10 protein-coding genes are annotated in these 17,777 nt (G+C 42.5%); 7 read left to right on the forward strand and 3 right to left on the reverse strand.

Translation table 11 applies throughout. From position 1 onward, the window contains the following. Nucleotides 1-18 precede the first annotated feature (18 nt). The 5 genes from DWW10_RS05490 to DWW10_RS05510 all read left to right on the forward strand — a co-directional run bounded on the left by DWW10_RS05490 (nt 19) and on the right by DWW10_RS05510 (nt 10,797). Nucleotides 19-1,314 (forward strand): alpha-l-rhamnosidase, encoded by a 1,296-nt coding sequence (locus DWW10_RS05490; protein ID WP_118421555.1) that lies wholly within the window; start codon nt 19-21, stop codon nt 1,312-1,314. A 331-nt stretch (nt 1,315-1,645) separates the two neighbouring features. After that, a complete protein-coding gene (locus tag DWW10_RS05495; RefSeq protein ID WP_118421489.1) occupies nt 1,646-5,308 on the forward strand; it encodes a heparinase II/III domain-containing protein in 3,663 nt (1,220 codons plus the stop codon). 60 nt (nt 5,309-5,368) lie between these two features. Continuing rightward, entirely contained in the window at nt 5,369-7,630 is a 2,262-nt protein-coding gene (locus DWW10_RS05500) for a GH92 family glycosyl hydrolase (protein ID WP_022391892.1), read from the forward strand. Nucleotides 7,631-7,639: 9 nt separating this feature from the next. After that, nucleotides 7,640-10,000 carry a glycoside hydrolase family 3 N-terminal domain-containing protein gene (locus DWW10_RS05505; protein WP_118421490.1) on the forward strand — a complete coding sequence of 787 codons (2,361 nt, stop codon included), beginning with the start codon at nt 7,640-7,642 and terminating at the stop codon, nt 9,998-10,000. 176 nt (nt 10,001-10,176) lie between these two features. After that, a complete protein-coding gene (locus DWW10_RS05510; protein ID WP_118421491.1) occupies nt 10,177-10,797 on the forward strand; it encodes a CatB-related O-acetyltransferase in 621 nt (206 codons plus the stop codon). Here DWW10_RS05510 and DWW10_RS05515 read toward each other — a convergent pair. From DWW10_RS05515 to DWW10_RS05525, 3 genes are all read right to left on the reverse strand, one after another. Next, complete coding sequence (locus DWW10_RS05515) at nt 10,756-11,379, reverse strand: DUF1062 domain-containing protein (protein WP_118421492.1); 624 nt, start codon at nt 11,377-11,379, stop codon at nt 10,756-10,758. The two genes, DWW10_RS05510 and DWW10_RS05515, sit on opposite strands and share 42 nt — an antisense overlap. A 110-nt stretch (nt 11,380-11,489) precedes the next feature. Next, on the reverse strand, nt 11,490-12,329 hold the full coding sequence (locus DWW10_RS05520) for an RteC domain-containing protein (RefSeq protein WP_022393545.1): 840 nt from the start codon (nt 12,327-12,329) through the stop codon (nt 11,490-11,492). 333 nt (nt 12,330-12,662) lie between these two features. Next, complete coding sequence (locus tag DWW10_RS05525) at nt 12,663-13,655, reverse strand: hypothetical protein (RefSeq protein ID WP_118421493.1); 993 nt, start codon at nt 13,653-13,655, stop codon at nt 12,663-12,665. A 502-nt stretch (nt 13,656-14,157) separates the two neighbouring features. On the opposite strand from DWW10_RS05525, the gene DWW10_RS05530 reads away from it, so the two are divergent. Both DWW10_RS05530 and DWW10_RS05535 read left to right on the forward strand, forming a co-directional pair. Next, nucleotides 14,158-14,997: an AraC family transcriptional regulator gene (locus tag DWW10_RS05530; protein WP_007219784.1), complete on the forward strand. Its 840-nt coding sequence runs from the start codon at nt 14,158-14,160 to the stop codon at nt 14,995-14,997. A gap of 16 nt (nt 14,998-15,013) precedes the next feature. Beyond that, on the forward strand, nt 15,014-17,737 hold the full coding sequence (locus DWW10_RS05535) for an ATP-binding protein (protein ID WP_118421494.1): 2,724 nt from the start codon (nt 15,014-15,016) through the stop codon (nt 17,735-17,737). The last annotated feature ends 40 nt before the right edge of the window (nt 17,738-17,777 follow it).

Genomic DNA, 17,777 nt, shown 5'->3' on the forward strand with positions numbered 1-17,777 from the left:
TATATAGATTGAACAATGATGAATAGATACATTCTTTCTTTTTCGCTTCTTTTATTCCTTTCGGTAGCTTCTATGCTAAGAGCGCAACAGACCCGATTAGTAGAGGTAGGTAAAGGATATAGCTGTACGTCGGTCAATACTACTATATTTCGTCACAATTCTTTGGTGACGAAAGGTAACACGCAGTACATTAGTTATTACGATGCGGATGGATATCTGGTACTGGGTAAACGGAAATTGAAATCTGATCGTTGGATACTGAACCGGACACAGTATAAAGGAAATGTGAAAGATGCGCATAACGGCATTAGTATGATGCTGGATGGTGAAGGCTACCTGCACGTCTCGTTCGACCATCACGGTCATAGGCTGAATTATTGCAGGAGTGTTGCCCCGTATTCATTAGAATTGGGTGACAAGGAAGCCATGACGGGAGTGGACGAGGGTAATGTTACTTATCCTGAATTTTATTTGTTGAGTGGGGGCGACCTGCTTTTTGTCTATCGTTCTGGATCTTCAGGCAGGGGAAACCTGGTGATGAACCGTTATTCTGTGAAAGAAAAGAAGTGGTATCGGGTACAGGATGTTTTGATTGACGGTGAAGAACAGCGAAATGCTTATTGGCAGCTTTATGTAGATAGTAAAGGTACAATTCACCTATCTTGGGTGTGGCGTGAAACGGGAGGCGTGGAGACGAACCATGACCTTTGCTATGCGTGTTCTTTCGATAATGGTGTGACGTGGCAAAAGGCGGATGGTGAGAAGTATGAATTACCTATCCGTGCTGACAATGCGGAATATGTCTGTCGCATTCCGCAGAACTCGGAGCTGATTAATCAGACCAGTATGAGTGCGGATGGTGATGGGCACCCTTACATTGCTACTTACTGGCGTGCTTCTGACAGTAAAATACCTCAATATCGCGTTGTTTGGCATGATGGTGAGGCATGGCATATCCGTCAAGTCTCAGATCGTAAGACTCCTTTTTCATTGAGAGGCGGCGGTACTAAGATGATTCCCATTGCCCGACCACGAATTGTGGTGCATAAAGAGCGTGCTTATTACATTTTCCGTGATCAGGAACGGGGAGGCAAAGTCTCAGTGGCCTATACACCGTCTATAAGCACCGGTAAGTGGAGTGTTACTGACTTAACGGACTTTTCTGTGGATGCTTGGGAACCGTCTCATGATACCGAACTTTGGAAGCATAAACATCGCCTTCACCTTTTTGTGCAGCGTACCGGACAGGGAGATGGAGAACGTACAGTGGAACTTGCCCCACAGTCGGTGTATGTGTTGGAAGTGAATAATTAATTCGGATGTATATATAATTTATTATAATGGCGAATTCTCTTTAATCCTTGCTCAGAATACTTTCTGGAAGGGGGAATAATGAGTATAGGACTGAATGGCATTCAGTATACGACTGAATAAGATTCACTCCGGGATAATGAAATGAATTTCGTCCAGGATCATGTAAATTGGTAGGTATTGTTTACCTTAAAAGCATTCACCGAAACCTAGAATGCCGTGAGTACTGTACCTTTTTCAACAAGTGATTCTTTGGTTTTGTCTGAACTGCACAGATCAATTTATTAATGGTTTAAAAACTGCTCTCTAGATAGGGAGCGCAATTTATTTACGTATGAAAAACAGAAAGAATTTATTTAGAATAGCTTGTGCCGCATTGTTCCTGTTTACTGGATTACCCCAAAATAGTCGGGCTCAAGAATCTCCCAAAGAGTATTGGAACATACGTACCCAATTAACCCCATTGCGTCTCCCTCCTCCACCGGTTGGTTATAAACCGGAGTACCTGGATCTGAACGGAGACGGCAAGCCGGATGCCATAAAGTCCGTTACCCACAATAATATCCCTATCCTGTGGCTGGACGATGACGGCAATATGAAGGAAGGTGACCTGGAAGGTGATATGGTAAACGACTGCCTATTGATTGACCGTAATCGGGATGGTATTTACGGAGGTCAGGGAGACTTGATCATCGACTGGGTAGATACAGACGGAGATGGAAAAGCAGATATGCAGATTGTCATTGAATACCCGAAAGAACGTACAGGGGAAGTATGGCCTAACGGACATTATATGATAATGCTCGATCTGGACCATGATAATGTTTTCAACTATATCAATTGGAATAACTTTACTCTTCAATGTTGGGATCGTAGCGGTTTGTCCGATTTCTATGAGGACTATAGTGGTCAGTCTGCTTTCATGAAGATACATACTTCTACGTATGATATGAAGGATTTGCGCTTGAACTGGGAGAATCCCTTCTTGTTCTATGATCCGGATAAAGACAATAGGACAGAAATGGCTATTCGTTTATTGGATTCTCCGAAAATTCATGATCCGAATGCTCCCTCTAACAGTTATGTGAATCGTCAGGTAGAAGGACGGATAGACTGGGTTTCGCTCTCTGTGGATATTGATAACGACAATGCCACTGGTAATGAGTTTGACTTTGATTTCACTATCGGTTTCCAAGGCGAAGGTTTTGATTATATGGATCAGGTTCACCCTATCAGAAACCTGCGTGGAATGCCCGAGGCTGATAAATTCTTTATGGACCCCCGTTATCGTCAACTGACGGAATTAATATATCCGGATCATGACAGTGTCCAGGAACTGATCTTCCAGCGTGGCAAGTGGAACCGTATCAACTTTATCTATGATGAAGATGATGATTGCAGCCGTTGGGAACGTGTAGAGTTCTATGATCCCAAAGATCCGTTTAAGGTAGGATGGAATAAGGGTGGTATCGACAACAACAAACAGAGTGATGCTGCCGGTGACCGCGGTGAGTGGGACATGGATAATTCGGGTAATGCTCAACTCTATATCAGTCGTTTTGACGGTCGCCTGCACCTATATGGGGCAGAAACCGGAGTTTGGCGTATTGATCAGAATGCGGAATACTTCCAGGGATGGGACCGTATGTGGATGGGCTTCCGCGATCCGAAACAGTTTGCTACAGTACTTTATAGCGATCGTGACAATAATGGTTTCTTCGATCATATTGAATATGACCTCGATGGTGATACAAAGATGGAGACCGTGATTGACTTTAAAGAACTGGGTATTGACGATGCCTGTGAGGTGATTGATATTTCCAAGTTTACTTATAATGATTATGTTGCTTTAGGCAAACGGATGTCTGAAGATATCTGGAAGAATGCCGGGCAAGCCGTTCAGGTGGCACGCCAATATGGAGTAGAACCTTTGTGGTATGCTAAATGGATGCAAGCTTCAACCACACGCGAGAAATATAACCGTGGTTACTGGTTGCAATTCTACTTATACAAAGATCTGGAGAATCTGTTTATCCGTCAGGGCGATGCTGCCAAGCTCCGTTTGTTGAATCAAGCTTATTATTCCGGCGATTGGTCAATTATAGCTAAGAAAGGCAACGAAGGTTTTTATTTCTTTTCTGATGAAGATGTTGCTGCTATTCGCTCATCGGCAAAATCACAGTGGGGAAAGAAAATCATAGCCGATTTGGAACAGAAAGTGAAAGAAAGACGTAAGCATCCGTTGGAAGTGCCTAAAGAAGAAGGAGGACATTTTCATGATTACTTCTGTCCGGTACATAATCTGCAATTTACTTTCCGTTGGGATAAGCCTTTGGCACAATATTGCTCGGCTTGCGATAAAGAGTGGATTGGAAACAATCGTTATGACTGGGCGTGGATTTATGAAGTACACATGCTGAACAGAGATTACATGTATCAGTGTATGTACCTTTATCTGGCCACCGGAAAACAACAATATGCTGATTATATCCGTACCATGTTATTGGATTATGCAGGTAAGTATGCCGGTTGGTTCGAGCATAACTCAGGCAGGAAAGCTACTGATCAACATAGTGGGAAAGCATTTGCTCAGAGTCTGGATGAGGCTAACTGGGCTACTAAAGTGGCAATGGCCTATATGGCTGTTAAACCAGTTTTATCAAATGAGGAGGTCAAAGCGATAGAAGAAGGATATCTGCAACCTGCCGCTACTTTATTGTTGCATCGTCCGGCCGGGGCTAACTGGCAGATGTGGCATAATAGTGGATTGGCTGCCTTAGGCATTGCTTTGGAAAATGACTCTATTGTTAATGTAGCAATCAATAAGGATAAGTATGGCTACCACTATCTGATTGAAAAACATAAAAATAACGATGGCTGGATAAATGAGGGGTCTCCCCATTATCATTATTATCCGTTGGAAGCCTTGCTGTTCACTGCTAATGCAGTAAAATGCCGGGGGATAAAACTGTTTGATAAGGATTTGCACGATATGTTTGTGGAACCGGTAAAGGGTACATATCCAGATTTATCTTTCCCTGCACATAGTGATGGATGGTATGGGGCTAATCTTCTGTCTCAATCAGCTTTGTATGAGGTAGCAAATGCCCGGTATAACGATCCTTTCCTGAAGCGTGTACTGGAACTGACTTATGTTCAGAAAAAGAGACTGGATCCCGAAGCTTTGCTAAGTAACCAGTTGATAAAAGCATCCGGAGAGAGTCTGTTACAGAAGAGTTATTCGTTTGATACTTCCGGTTTCTGCTTATTACGTAGTGATGCACGCACCGTTGTATTGAAATTTGGTGGAGAAGGTATCGGACACGGTCATCCGGATAAACTTTCCATTACGATTCATGATGGTAAGAATGAGCTGGTATCTGACTTCGGAACTTCCGGTTATGGAGTTCCGGATTATTTGAAATGGTATAAGCGTACTCTTTCGCACAATACGGTGACTGTGGATGCTAAGGATCAGAAAAGGAGTGTGGGTAAACTTTTGAAATTCAATCCCCGTTCTGACGGAGGATATGCTGAGGCAGAAACCACTACAGCTTATCCCGGAGTCAGGATGAAACGGAGCCTGGACTTAAAAGGTACACATTTGCAAGATGTATATACTTGTACATCCGATTCTTCTCATTTATACGAATATGTCATCCTGTTCAATGAAAAACCGATTATGGATGGACAGCCGACAGCAACTACATTGACAGGCAGCGAGGTACACGAACGGATTCATAATACTTTCTCCTATCCTCATAAATCTGGTTTTACTTGCCGCACTTCTTCTGCTTCCGTACAATTCGATATTCCTGAGGGAGAAGTGGTGGAAGTGGTATTGGGCGAGGCTTCGGGAATACCGGCCAATCCAACCGTTAAAGATGGACCAGGTGCGGGAGATGTAGCAGTAAAGCCTTGTTATCCACTGATTATCCGTATGAAAGGGAAGGCTATGAAGGTTGAAGCTAATTGGAATCTTACACGTATCAAGTAACGACTGATTGTTAACATATAAATATTTGCTTTTATAACAAAAACATAAACATATAATTTTATGAAGAATAAACTCTGCATGCTGTTGTTGGCCTCAGGAATCGGATTGTTTTCCTGTGCAGAACAGGACCTCCCCAAGGAGTATACCGATAGCGTGAATGTATTTATAGGGACTGGTGGACATGGCCACACCTTCCCTGGTGCAACTTTACCCCATGGAATGGTACAGTTGAGTCCGGATACCCGTCTCTTTGGCTGGGATGCCTGTTCCGGCTATTATTACGACGATACTTCCATCATGGGCTTTACCCATACCCATCTTAGTGGAACGGGTATTGGAGATTATGGCGATATACTCTTTATGCCCGTAGTCGGCGAGAAACCTTTGATTGCCGGGACAGCAGAAAACCCGGATGAAGGCTATCGTTCTCGTTTCTCGCATGAACAAGAGAGTGCCCGGCCGGGCTATTATCAAGTACTGTTGCAGGATGATTCTATCAATGTGGAACTGACCGCTACTTTGCGTGCAGGCCTGCATCGGTATACTTACCCTAAGGCAAGTGATGCCCGTCTGATTGTGGATATGGAACCTACCATTCATGGTCATCAGCATCCTGTTACTCAGATTCGTGTGGTGAATGATTCTACCATAGCAGGAATGAAATATACTGTTGGTTGGGCTAAGCGTCACTATGTATATTTCTATGCAGTGTTTTCCAGTCCGTTTGATTATAAATTGTATTCGGGTACTGAGTATCAGTCGGATAGTACATCTGTAACAGTCAATACCGCTAAGGCAGTGATGAGTTTTAGAAATCTCCCTGCTGACGGACGTGTATTGGCAAAGGTAGGTATCTCAAGTGTGGATGAAGAGGGTGCCCGATTGAATGTAGAGGCCGAAATCCCCAATTGGGACTTTGAAGGTGTCATGAAACAGGCGAATACTACCTGGAATGAAGCCCTTGGAAAGATTGATATCGAAACTTCGGACAACGATAGCCGTACTGTATTTTATACTTCACTGTATCACGCATTTATCCAGCCGAGCCTGGCATCCGATGTAGACGGACGTTACCGTACAATGGGACATGAGATTAAACAGGATGCTTCTTATACAAATTATACGGTGTTCTCTCTCTGGGATACTTTCCGTGCAGCTCATCCTCTCTACACTATTGTTACACCGGAGCAGAATCAGGCTTTCATTCGTTCGCTGCTTCGTAAGTATGATGAAGGTGGCATCTTGCCTAAATGGGAACTGGCTTCTAATGAAACCGGTACTATGATCGGTTACCACGCCGTTTCTGTCATAGCCGATGCTATGATGAAGAAACAATGCGATTTTGATGTAAAGAAGGCACTGGAAGCGTGTATACGTTCATCGGTATATGATACTACGGGTGTTACGCCGATGATGGATCGCCAGATTCTGAATGGGAAACTGATGCCTGTATCCATTAAATATAAGAATGAACTGGGATATATTCCTTGCGATAAGGTAGGTGGTTCTGTTTCACAAGGGCTGGAATTTGCTTATAATGACTGGCTGATAGCCCAGATGATGAAGGAGCATAATCGTAAAGACCTTTATGATAAATATATGGAGCTTTCCAGGAACTATCGGAACTACTTTGATCCGGAAACTAAACTGATGCGGGGACGTCTGAGCGATGGCAGTTGGATTACTCCTTTTGATCCGGCATCCGTGCAACGTCCCAGTAATTACGTAGAGGGAAATGCATGGCAATGGGCATGGTTTGTGCCGCAGGACGTAGAAGGACTGATGGAACTGGTTGGAGGCCGGAAATCTTTCGAGGCCCATCTGGATACGCTGTTTACTACAAGTTCCGAACTGACGGGTGATCCGAACGCCGCTGCCGATGTTACCGGAATGATTGGCCAGTATGCACATGGCAATGAGCCAAGTCATCATATTCCATACCTTTATAATTATGCCGGTGCACCTCGCAAGACACAGGCTTTAGTAGACCATATTCTTCATACACTCTACCATAATGATCCTAACGGGCTTTCCGGAAACGAGGATGTTGGACAAATGTCTGCTTGGTATGCATTGAGTGCTATGGGATTCTATTCGTTCTGTCCGGGCCGTCCGGTTTATGAAATTGGCCGTCCGATATTCGATAAAGTGACTATTCATTTGAGTAATGGGAAAGATTTTGTAATCCAAGCGAAGAATAATAGTGTGGAAAATAAGTATATTCGCTCCATGAAGTTGAATGGTGAGGATTTGGCGGAACCGAGATTCTCTCATTTCGACTTGATGAAGGGTGGAGAACTAATATTTGAAATGGAAAACTAAAAAGATGCTATGAAAAGAAGAATCGCTTTATGTATTGCTGTATCGCTTTGTGCGGGTGTGTATGCGGGTAATAATCCCGGTATATATAAGAAAGGCTGGATTGATTTTAACAAGAACGGTGTGAAGGATATCTACGAAGATCCTTCGGAACCGATAGAGGCAAGAGTACAAGACCTGCTGTCGCAGATGACCTTGGAGGAGAAAACTTGCCAGATGGCTACCTTGTACGGGTCCGGCCGTGTACTGAAAGATTCTCTTCCTACTGAGAAGTGGAAAGATGAAATCTGGAAGGACGGTATAGCCAATATAGATGAACAGGCCAATGGCTTGGGACGTTTCGGTTCTTCTTTATCATATCCTTATGTAAATAGTGTAGAAAATCGGCAGACCATTCAGCGATGGTTTGTGGAGCAGACCCGTCTGGGAATACCTGTTGATTTTACCAATGAAGGAATTCGCGGACTTTGCCATGACCGGGCCACCATGTTCCCTGCCCAATGCGGACAGGGGGCTACTTGGAATAAGGAACTGATCAGTGAAATAGCTCAGGTCACCGCTGAAGAAGCAAAAGCATTAGGTTATACTAATATTTATTCTCCTATTCTGGATATTGCACAAGATCCGCGTTGGGGACGTGTAGTAGAATGTTATGGAGAAGATCCTTTTCTGGTGGGAGAGCTTGGAAAACGGATGATTAAAGGACTTCAGCAAGAAGGGCTGGTTGCCACTCCCAAACACTTTGCAGTATATAGTATCCCTGTTGGTGGGCGTGATGCCGGTACCCGTACCGATCCACACGTAGCACCGCGCGAGATGCGGACTCTTTATATCGAACCTTTCCGCAAGGCTTTCTGTGAAGCCGGAGCATTGGGAGTCATGAGTTCGTATAATGACTATGATGGTGAACCGATTACCGGAAGCTATCATTTCCTTACTGAAATACTTCGCCACGAATGGGGCTTTAAAGGCTATGTAGTGTCTGACAGTGAAGCGGTAGAATTTCTTTATTCCAAGCATCAGGTGGCTGCCGATGCTGTAGATGGAGCTGCCCAGGTAGTAAATGCGGGACTGAATGTGCGTACTAACTTTACTTTGCCCGAGAACTTCATTCGTCCGCTTCGGCAGGCTATTAGTGAAGGAAAGGTTTCCATGCAGACGATTGATAGTCGTGTAGCAGATGTGTTGCGGGTAAAGTTTGGGATGGGGTTGTTTGATAATCCTTATAAGGGAGATGCCAAACATCCTGAAAAGGTGGTGCATAGCAAGGAACATCAGGCAGTATCCATGAGAGCGGCTTTAGAATCTATCGTTTTATTGAAGAATGAGAATAATATCCTGCCACTCTCCAAAGATTTGAAGAAAGTAGCAGTGATTGGTCCTAATGCGAATGAAGTGCAGAACCTGATTTGTCGCTATGGTCCGGCTAATGCTCCGATAAAGACGGTATATCAGGGAATAAAAGAGTATTTGCCTGATGCAGAGGTTCGCTATGCAAAAGGAACAGACATTATTGATAAATATTTTCCGGAGAGTGAGCTTTACGAAGTGCCATTGGATCAGGAAGAACAGGCTATGATGGATGAGGCTGTAGCCTTGGCAAAGGAATCGGACGTAGCCATCATGGTACTGGGAGGAAATGAGAAGACAGTGCGTGAGGAATATTCCCGTACCAATCTGGATTTGTGCGGACGACAGGAAAAACTATTGCAAGCTGTATACGCAACGGGCAAACCTGTGATCTTGTTACTGGTAGACGGACGTGCCGCCACCATCAACTGGGCTGAGCGTTATATTCCGGGTATTGTACATGCTTGGTTCCCGGGAGAATTTATGGGAGATGCTGTGGCACAAGTACTTTTCGGTGATTATAATCCGGGTGGTAAATTGGCGGTAACCTTTCCCCGTTCGGTAGGGCAGATACCTTTTGCTTTTCCTTTTAAACCGGGTTCCGATTCAAAAGGTTTTGTACGTGTTACCGGTACGCTTTATCCCTTCGGATATGGTTTGAGTTATACTACTTTTGCTTATAGTGATTTAAAGATAGAGAATCCGGTCATTGGTGTACAAGGTAGTGTGAAGTTGAGTTGTAAAGTGAAGAATACAGGAAAAGTAGCCGGAGATGAAGTCGTTCAGCTTTATCTGCATGACGAGATGAGTTCTGTGACTACATATGTAAAAGTATTGCGTGGCTTCGAACGTATCCATCTGGAACCGGGCGAAGAAAAAGTGATTGATTTCGTGCTTACCCCGCAAGAGTTGGGATTATGGAATAAGGATAATCATTTCGTAGTAGAACCGGGTACGTTTGCTGTAATGGTGGGAAGTTCTTCACAAGATATAAAGTTACAAGGAAAATTTGAAGTGAAATAATTACTATCTTTGCTATGTGATATGAACCATAGTCTTTAATCATCATGAAATGGCAACTTTGTAAATAGCTTCGTTTAGTATAATAGGGCAACAGCTAAGTCTGTTGCCCAACTTGATTGTGACCGTTTCCGTCACAAGATATTAAAATACTAAACATACAAAAAGAAGTAATTACAATGAATACGAAAACATATCCGCGTACCAATGATTATCAGACTATCTATTTGAATACCATTATCAACAATCCGAATATCATAGTTGGTGATTATACCATATACAATGACTTTGTAAATGATCCGGCTCAATTTGAGAAGAATAATGTCCTCTATCATTATCCTATCAACCAAGACCGCCTGATAATCGGCAAATTCTGTTCTATTGCCTGTGGGGCAAAGTTTCTTTTTAACAGTGCCAACCATACATTGAAATCCTTGTCCAACTACACATTCCCCTTGTTCTTTGAAGAATGGGGATTGGATAAGAAAAATGTAGCCTCAGCATGGGCTAATAAAGGTGATATCATTATAGGCAATGATGTCTGGATAGGCTATGAAGCTGTTATTATGGCAGGCGTGCATATAGGAGATGGATCTGTCATCGCAGCCCGGGCAGTAGTAACTAAAGATGTTCCTCCCTACACCATAGTAGGAGGAACACCTGCCAAGAAAATACGGATGCGATTTGAGGCAGAGACAATCGCCAAGCTGCAACAGATACAATGGTGGAACTGGCCTGTTGAGAAGATACGTCAGTCCTTACCTTATATCATGAATGGAACGGTTGATAGACTTACTTAATCCCTCTCTTTGTATCAGAATCATATCTCCATCTTTCACTTTATGCTTCTGAGGTGGTTTATTGCTTGAAATCGTAATGATACCATCTTCGAACATACGTTTCACCTGATTGGCAGAGAGTGAGAAGCGCCTTCTGATTAATGATGATAATTTGAGATCAAACTCAAGCTCGCACTTGATGTGGATTTTGATAACCTCATTGGATAGATTCAGCAAATCTTCCAATGAGGTATTAGGAATAACTTCGTATTCTACACTACCATAATCCAGCCTCAGGTTATTCTTTCTCTCCATTTCAGTAGAAAAAGCATACTTCCAGGCTGTGTCCTTATCATTCATTGAAAAACTATGGAATAATGTCTTGTCAATCAAATCCGGTTTACTGCGTGATAACAAAGTGAGGTTGCAAGTGTTGTCACACTTCACGCATCTGTAAATCAACCATACATCTATGTTCTTCTTTTGAGCATTCATCCTGAACTTGTCGCTACAATAAAATCGGTCACTATCGCAGTGACTGCATTTCTTAATTAATAAAGGGGTATTCTTCACCTTTACTTCCCATGTAATTGTTGTCTCCATAAATAAACTATTATCTTTCTTTGCGGGTTAAGTAATTTTCCGGCAAAGTTGGATATTAGCCATTTACATAATTCACAAGATGTCACAAGACGCTATGAAATATTCTTTGTTTACCTGTCAAGTTCGTCCATCATTTGGGTTATTTTCTCTTTCAGTTTATCCAGAAATTGTGTCCTGCTTTTCTTCCTGTTCCTGATTTCAAGAAATATCCGGTAGAAATCACCAATCTCAATATCAAAAAGAGTTTCGCAGCAGAAAGCGATTTCTTTCAGGTTCGTGTTACCATTATTAAAGCATTTTCCGGCATATAGTGCATAAATGAATTCTACCAATGAAACCTTACTTTCCGTCCATTGCAATAGTTTGCTTTCTATGATAGAGGTGAACTTTAGGTGTAGTTTCTCCGATAACGCATCAATCTCCGTGGAGAGATAATGAGTGAATTTCTTATTTGCTAAGATCTCTGCTACGCTGGAATCATGCAAAGTGGAAAAAGAAGTATCTCTGTCCAACGAGTGGCAGTGAACATCTGAAAGGATATCATAATGCTTTCTCATGAAATACAGATGATCTGAGTCTGTTTTACCGGCTTGATAATAGTTATAGAAATTCTTGTCCGAAGAGATATTCTTCAGACTTTCATATTCCTCCTTCAGGTATTTATATTGAGCTGACGGTGATTTCCCGATCCGATTCCTTTCAATCTGATACAGACGGATATAAAATATCAGTAGACCGGATATTTGCGGTTTCCGGACTTTAAAGAAAAGAATCTCCTCCTCGGGATTAATAAACTGATAGTCCGCAATGGTTGCTTTTAGTCGGGCGAGTGAAGTCTGTATGAAGCCGACTATTTGCTTTATCTTATCAAGGATATCAATATCTTGTTGCTCAATTCTTTGGATTTCTACTTCTATGTCTTGCTTAATGTTCTTTACGAAATTCTCCATTCGCATTCAGCGCATCCATAACTTTCAGACGGTTGCTGCAAAACCTGCTAAAAGTCTGAATAGCAAATTACAATTGCCTTGCAGAGACAATGTAGTTAATACTAAAAATGATAAAATGAAAAACCTGTCTGAATAAGAATTATTCAAACGAAAGAAATTAGCCTGTGGTTTGTGAGGCTAATTATTAAGCAATAACAAATTTAAGAATTGTGCCCAAAATAGTTGCTTTTAGAATTCGGGGCAAATATAGTCCTTTTTTTGTAAATCCCCTAAATCTACAGTCAAAATGTAGATTCAGGGGATATTGAGTATAAAGAGTATTGAATTGAACTATCAGAATATATATTGTACACCAAACTGGTATCCGATATACAGTTGTTGCAGTTTGGTAGACCCAGTCTTTTTCCATAAGGAATGGTTCGGGAATATTTTGCTGTTGCTTATATCTTTGGTCATCATGTAGTTTATGCCTACCCCTCCGAATAGCTCAATGTGCTTCCCGATTCTGAAGGACGGAATGAGTGAGTATCCAGTATTCAAAACAGGTTCATCCGAATCGTTTCCGATGGTTGAGGCTTTAAGTTCATTGTTAATCCTGAACCAGGAGGTAACAGGAATATGAGCACCGAATCCACCTTCAGCCACCAATGAGTTATTCTCAGTTTTATGGTTATATCCAACGCCTATAATGCCATAAGTGTATCTGCCTCCCGAACGGAATGTGGCTACTGTACTTCCCAGTGCATCATAAGTGACGGCAACCCCCATCTCACCATTTTTAATGATGTTGATTAATCCGATGGGGCAGTCACTCTTATCCGCTATATTGACCAGTCCGGCAAATTGTACGCCATTGACCTCTTTTGCAATGTTGACTAATCCGGCAACCTGCAAACCGTTTACTTCTTTTGCAATATTGACTAATCCGGCGAATTGGAACCCGGTCATTGCAGAAGCTGTATTTGCCAATCCTGCCATCTGGAAACCACTGAACTTATTCTTATTTATATTAGCCAGTCCTGCAGACTGCACTCCCTGTCCGTCATTTCCTATATAGTTTGAAAGTCCTGCCATTTGGAAACCTTTGGCATCATTCAGAATAATGTTTGAGATACCTCCCCAGGTAAATGCCTCCTCGTTTCTGGAAATACCTACAAGTAAGTTGAGTGAAACAGTATTCGTATACTGATGCGAATAGGCTCCATTGGTACTCAGGGGTGGGACAAAGCTCAATTGAAATACGGTTTTCTTGTCTTCATTGGATTGAGCAAACAATGCGCTATAAACTAATACACATAGTATTAAAACTAAAATCTTCTTCATCATTTTGGTTTTCTTTGTTACTAATCTTTATATTTCTATCATCTTGATTTCGGTTACAAAGGTAAGTTTAATAATTCTTCCTTAGAGAGTTTGTAGACGAACCATACTGTTTCTTATGACGAAATGATGAAAATGAGTGATTATTCCCGTAATTTCTTTGGTGTGATAAACCAATCCTCAACATGCGATAAACTAACTCCCGGAATGCAAGAATCTATTCTCGAAGATGCATAAAACTATTCATACTATAACTGTTATTGAATCTTACAACAACTGTGTTACTTTCTTACAATAAATATAATTCTATCTTACAACAACTGTTGTAAGAATAAAAATGTGCATTCTGAGAATTAGTTTCTTGCATTGTGGCGATTACTTCTTTGCATCGTTGCTATTCTTTTTGTTGGCACCGAAATTTGCTATTCGCGTTCTATATCTTGCATCCTGAAATTTGCTTGGGTATAAATTAGTATCTTTGTTATTCATTTTAACCACGACATTTCAGATGGATGGCAATTTTTATATATATACCGATCTCTCTGCCCTTCCTGTAGATGAACATGAAGCGTATTTGGCAGAAGGGTTTGGTGGAGTTTGCACAGGTGGAACGGCTGTAATAGAGGTTTTTTCAGTCAGCCGCCAGATATCTAAAAACGACCTGGTGACAGTTTTGCCGTTACAGTCAGTATTAATCCGTGAGGTAAGTCCCGATTTCTCTATGACTTTTTTCAAAATAGATAAAACGATGTTCTTGGATACCATGAGTAGCCTGGGGAAGATTACTCCTGATTTTTTCTTTTATATGCGGAAGAATTTCCAGGTTCGGTTGACTCGGGGTGAAGTTCAGAGATTTCTTGGCTTCTGTCGTGCAATTGATTTTCGGAACAGTTCTGACGATCCCGCTTTCCGGCGGGAAACCATATTGCACTTGTTGCGTATCTTTTATTGGGATTTCTACGTTCATTTCCGCAAGACCGTAAGCCGGGAGGGAGTTTCTATCCCCTTGAACTCTAATAAGGAGAATATTGCTTTCCGGTTTGCAATGCTGGTCTATGAACACTATAAGCAACATAAAGAAATGGCATTTTATGCGGACAAGCTGTGCATAACTCCTCAATATCTGACCCGAGTTATTCAGGAGGTAAATGGTCAGTCGGCCCGCGAGTTACTTGCAGATCATGTTGTACTGGAGGTGAAGGCACTGCTTCGAGACGCTAATCTTGATATAAAAGACATTGTGCGGCAGACGGGGTTTTCAAACCAATCGTCGCTAAGTCGCTTTTTTCGCCGGCATACGGGTATGTCTCCGACAGAATACCGGCGTACAATTCACATTATTCGCTAACTACAAAAACTGATAAATGGAACGACTGGAAACACAAACTTGCAATGGAGATAGTACATCTTTTGAAAAAGAGATGCTGGCATTGTTAGATGAGCAGATTTTCTTGACAGATAGCGTGTTCGCCCGTCTGCCGATGGGTGTGGAAATTTACGATGCGTCAGGTATACTCCGTTGCTTAAACGAACGGGCACGGCTTATGTATGGTGTTAAGCTCGATGCGGTAATCAACAAAGTCAATCTGTTTGAAAGTCCTTATGTGGACGAGGCGCTTTTAGCGAGAATTCAATCCGGAGACGACATTGTACTTGAATTTGAATATGATTTCGACCGGATGAATAAAGAGTATTTCCATACTTCCAATAAAGATACCATTATCTACGAGGTCAAGATTGTTCCGATAATCAATAAGCAGGGGACTATCGTAGGTCATATATTGCTCACCAATGATGTGACTTCTACCAAAGAGGCGGAGTATCGGACTGAAGAAAGTAAGAAAAACCTGGAGATGGCGATGGAGGCTGCGAATATGTCCTCATGGGTATACGACGTGTACAAAATGGAGTTCGGGATCTTGCATGGAAACTCTGTTTTCAAAAGTGGTATGTCCTTGGAGCAATTGTTACCGATGCTTCATCCGCAGGACTGCGTTCCGTTAAGGGAACTATTTTCCCGGCTGATAAACAAAGAAGTCCTGCAGGGGCAGCTCACAGTACGTGTTTTCAATGAACAGGAAGGAGAATTCCGGCATTATGAGAGCCGTATGCGGCTTTCGACCGAGCATTTTGGTAAATTGCAGATTGTAGGTACCTTGCTGGATGTAACTGAAAAGCTCCGGATGGCAAAAAAGACACAAGATCTTTTAGTTAAGCGTGAACTGGCCATGAAGGTCAACGATATAGTTCACTGGGATTTTAATGTGCAGATGCAAACATTCGAAGCTTACAATGATCCGGTAAACGATTATGCTTCTGACAAGTTGGTATCTTTGGAAGAGTACTTGAATGTGATTCATCCCGAAGACAGGTCTTTGGTCAATGATGCGCTGCAATCTATGCTGTTGGGGCGGAATATGAATATAAATCTCACCTGCCGTATTCAGACCAGGTATGATAATACATGGCAATATTGCAATATTACGGGCGTTCCTTTCGAATTTGGAGCGAGCGGAGATGTTATCCGTTATACCGGCTTTAGACAGAATATTTCCAAACTCCATCAATTGAACGAGGAGCTTAAAGAACGGAACTACAAGATGGAACTGACTTTCAAAACTGTGGGTATGTCCTATTGGGATTACGATGTGAAGACCCGGCAATATCGGTCATTCAATGATCCGGTGAATGATTTTAATCCCGAAAAAGCAATTATGCCTGAGGATTATTTGAAAGCTGCCCATCCTGAGGATACGGAACGTGTTCGTGAAAATATGGTCGGCATGTCTGCCGGGCAGTATAAGGAGTTCTCGCTTCAGTATCGTTCCCGTACCAAATGGGATCAGGATTGGCAGACACTGATTGTTACCGGGCTTCCGTCTGAACGTGACAAGAAGGGAAACGTCATTCGCTATACCGGTATCGCTTTCAACAATACGAAGTGGGAAAAAATGGCTCAGGAACTGAAAGAGATGAAAGATAAGGCCGAGCTCTCCGACCGGTTGAAGTCGGCATTTCTGGCCAATATGAGTCATGAAATACGTACGCCACTGAATGCCATTGTAGGGTTCTCCGAATTGCTGGTCGACAGTGACGACCCGGATGAAAAGAAGGAGTATTGGCATATCATCGAGTCCAACAATGATTTGTTGTTGCGACTTATCAATGACATTCTGGATCTTTCGAAGATTGAGTCGGGAATTATTGATCGGAAACGTGAACGGTTTAACCTGACACAACTGTGCAATGAACTCTATGTGATGATGCGGTCGAAGATTCCGAACGCTGACGTGGAGTTGGTCCAAGATAATCCTTGTCCGGAATGTTGGATTTTCCTCGACAGTAACCGGCTTAAGCAGGTATGGATGAACTTCCTGACTAATGCGGTAAAATATACCAGATCGGGATATATCAGAATGGGATACTCGGTTGAAAAAGACGGAATTCGGTTTTATGTGGAGGATACGGGGACGGGTATCCCTAAAGAACTACAGGATCGGGTTTTCGGTCGTTTCCAGAAGTTGAATGAATTTGTTCAAGGTACAGGACTTGGATTGGCAATCTCCCGGGCAATTGTTGAAGCTGCGGGTGGAGAGATCGGATTCACTTCTGAACAGGGGATTGGATCGACCTTTTGGGCATGGGTTCCGTGTGAGATTTTTCAGCATGGAGACGTAGGTTTCCCGGAAACAACTCTTCCAAACCGTCGTCCGGTGTTTAGCGAAGACAGTGACAGGAAACTCAGAATTCTGGTGGCTGAAGATAACGACAGCAATTTCTTGTTAGTGCGGAGTATTCTTAAGGATTACGACTTGTTACGGGTGACCAATGGTGTAGAGGCTGTTGAGGAGATTCGCAATGGGAAGTTTGATTTCGTGCTTATGGATTTGAAAATGCCTGTCATGGACGGTTTGGTAGCTACTCGGAAGATTCGGGAGTTCAATAGTGACATCCCGATTGTAGCACTTACAGCGAATGCTTTCGATACTGACCGTGCCAGTGCTATGGATGCCGGATGTAATGCTTTCTTGCCTAAGCCGGTAAAACGGAAGCAACTGTTTGAACTCCTTTCAGGGGCCTGTCGGTAAGTTCGAGATAAATAGTAACTCGTTTGTTTAGTGTGCTTCG

The sequence above is a fragment of the Bacteroides intestinalis genome, from assembly GCF_003464595.1.
GTDB lineage: Bacteria > Bacteroidota > Bacteroidia > Bacteroidales > Bacteroidaceae > Bacteroides > Bacteroides intestinalis_A.

Excerpts from the sequence above, each read along its gene's own strand:
- DWW10_RS05490 (WP_118421555.1), top strand. The coding sequence starts at position 19 with ATGAATAGATACATTCTTTCTTTTTCGCTTCTTTTATTCCTTTCGGTA.
- DWW10_RS05495 (WP_118421489.1), top strand. The coding sequence starts at position 1,646 with ATGAAAAACAGAAAGAATTTATTTAGAATAGCTTGTGCCGCATTGTTC.
- DWW10_RS05500 (WP_022391892.1), top strand. The coding sequence starts at position 5,369 with ATGAAGAATAAACTCTGCATGCTGTTGTTGGCCTCAGGAATCGGATTG.
- DWW10_RS05505 (WP_118421490.1), top strand. The coding sequence starts at position 7,640 with ATGAAAAGAAGAATCGCTTTATGTATTGCTGTATCGCTTTGTGCGGGT.
- DWW10_RS05510 (WP_118421491.1), top strand. The coding sequence starts at position 10,177 with ATGAATACGAAAACATATCCGCGTACCAATGATTATCAGACTATCTAT.
- DWW10_RS05515 (WP_118421492.1), bottom strand. The coding sequence starts at position 11,379 with ATGGAGACAACAATTACATGGGAAGTAAAGGTGAAGAATACCCCTTTA.
- DWW10_RS05520 (WP_022393545.1), bottom strand. The coding sequence starts at position 12,329 with ATGGAGAATTTCGTAAAGAACATTAAGCAAGACATAGAAGTAGAAATC.
- DWW10_RS05525 (WP_118421493.1), bottom strand. The coding sequence starts at position 13,655 with ATGATGAAGAAGATTTTAGTTTTAATACTATGTGTATTAGTTTATAGC.
- DWW10_RS05530 (WP_007219784.1), top strand. The coding sequence starts at position 14,158 with ATGGATGGCAATTTTTATATATATACCGATCTCTCTGCCCTTCCTGTA.
- DWW10_RS05535 (WP_118421494.1), top strand. The coding sequence starts at position 15,014 with ATGGAACGACTGGAAACACAAACTTGCAATGGAGATAGTACATCTTTT.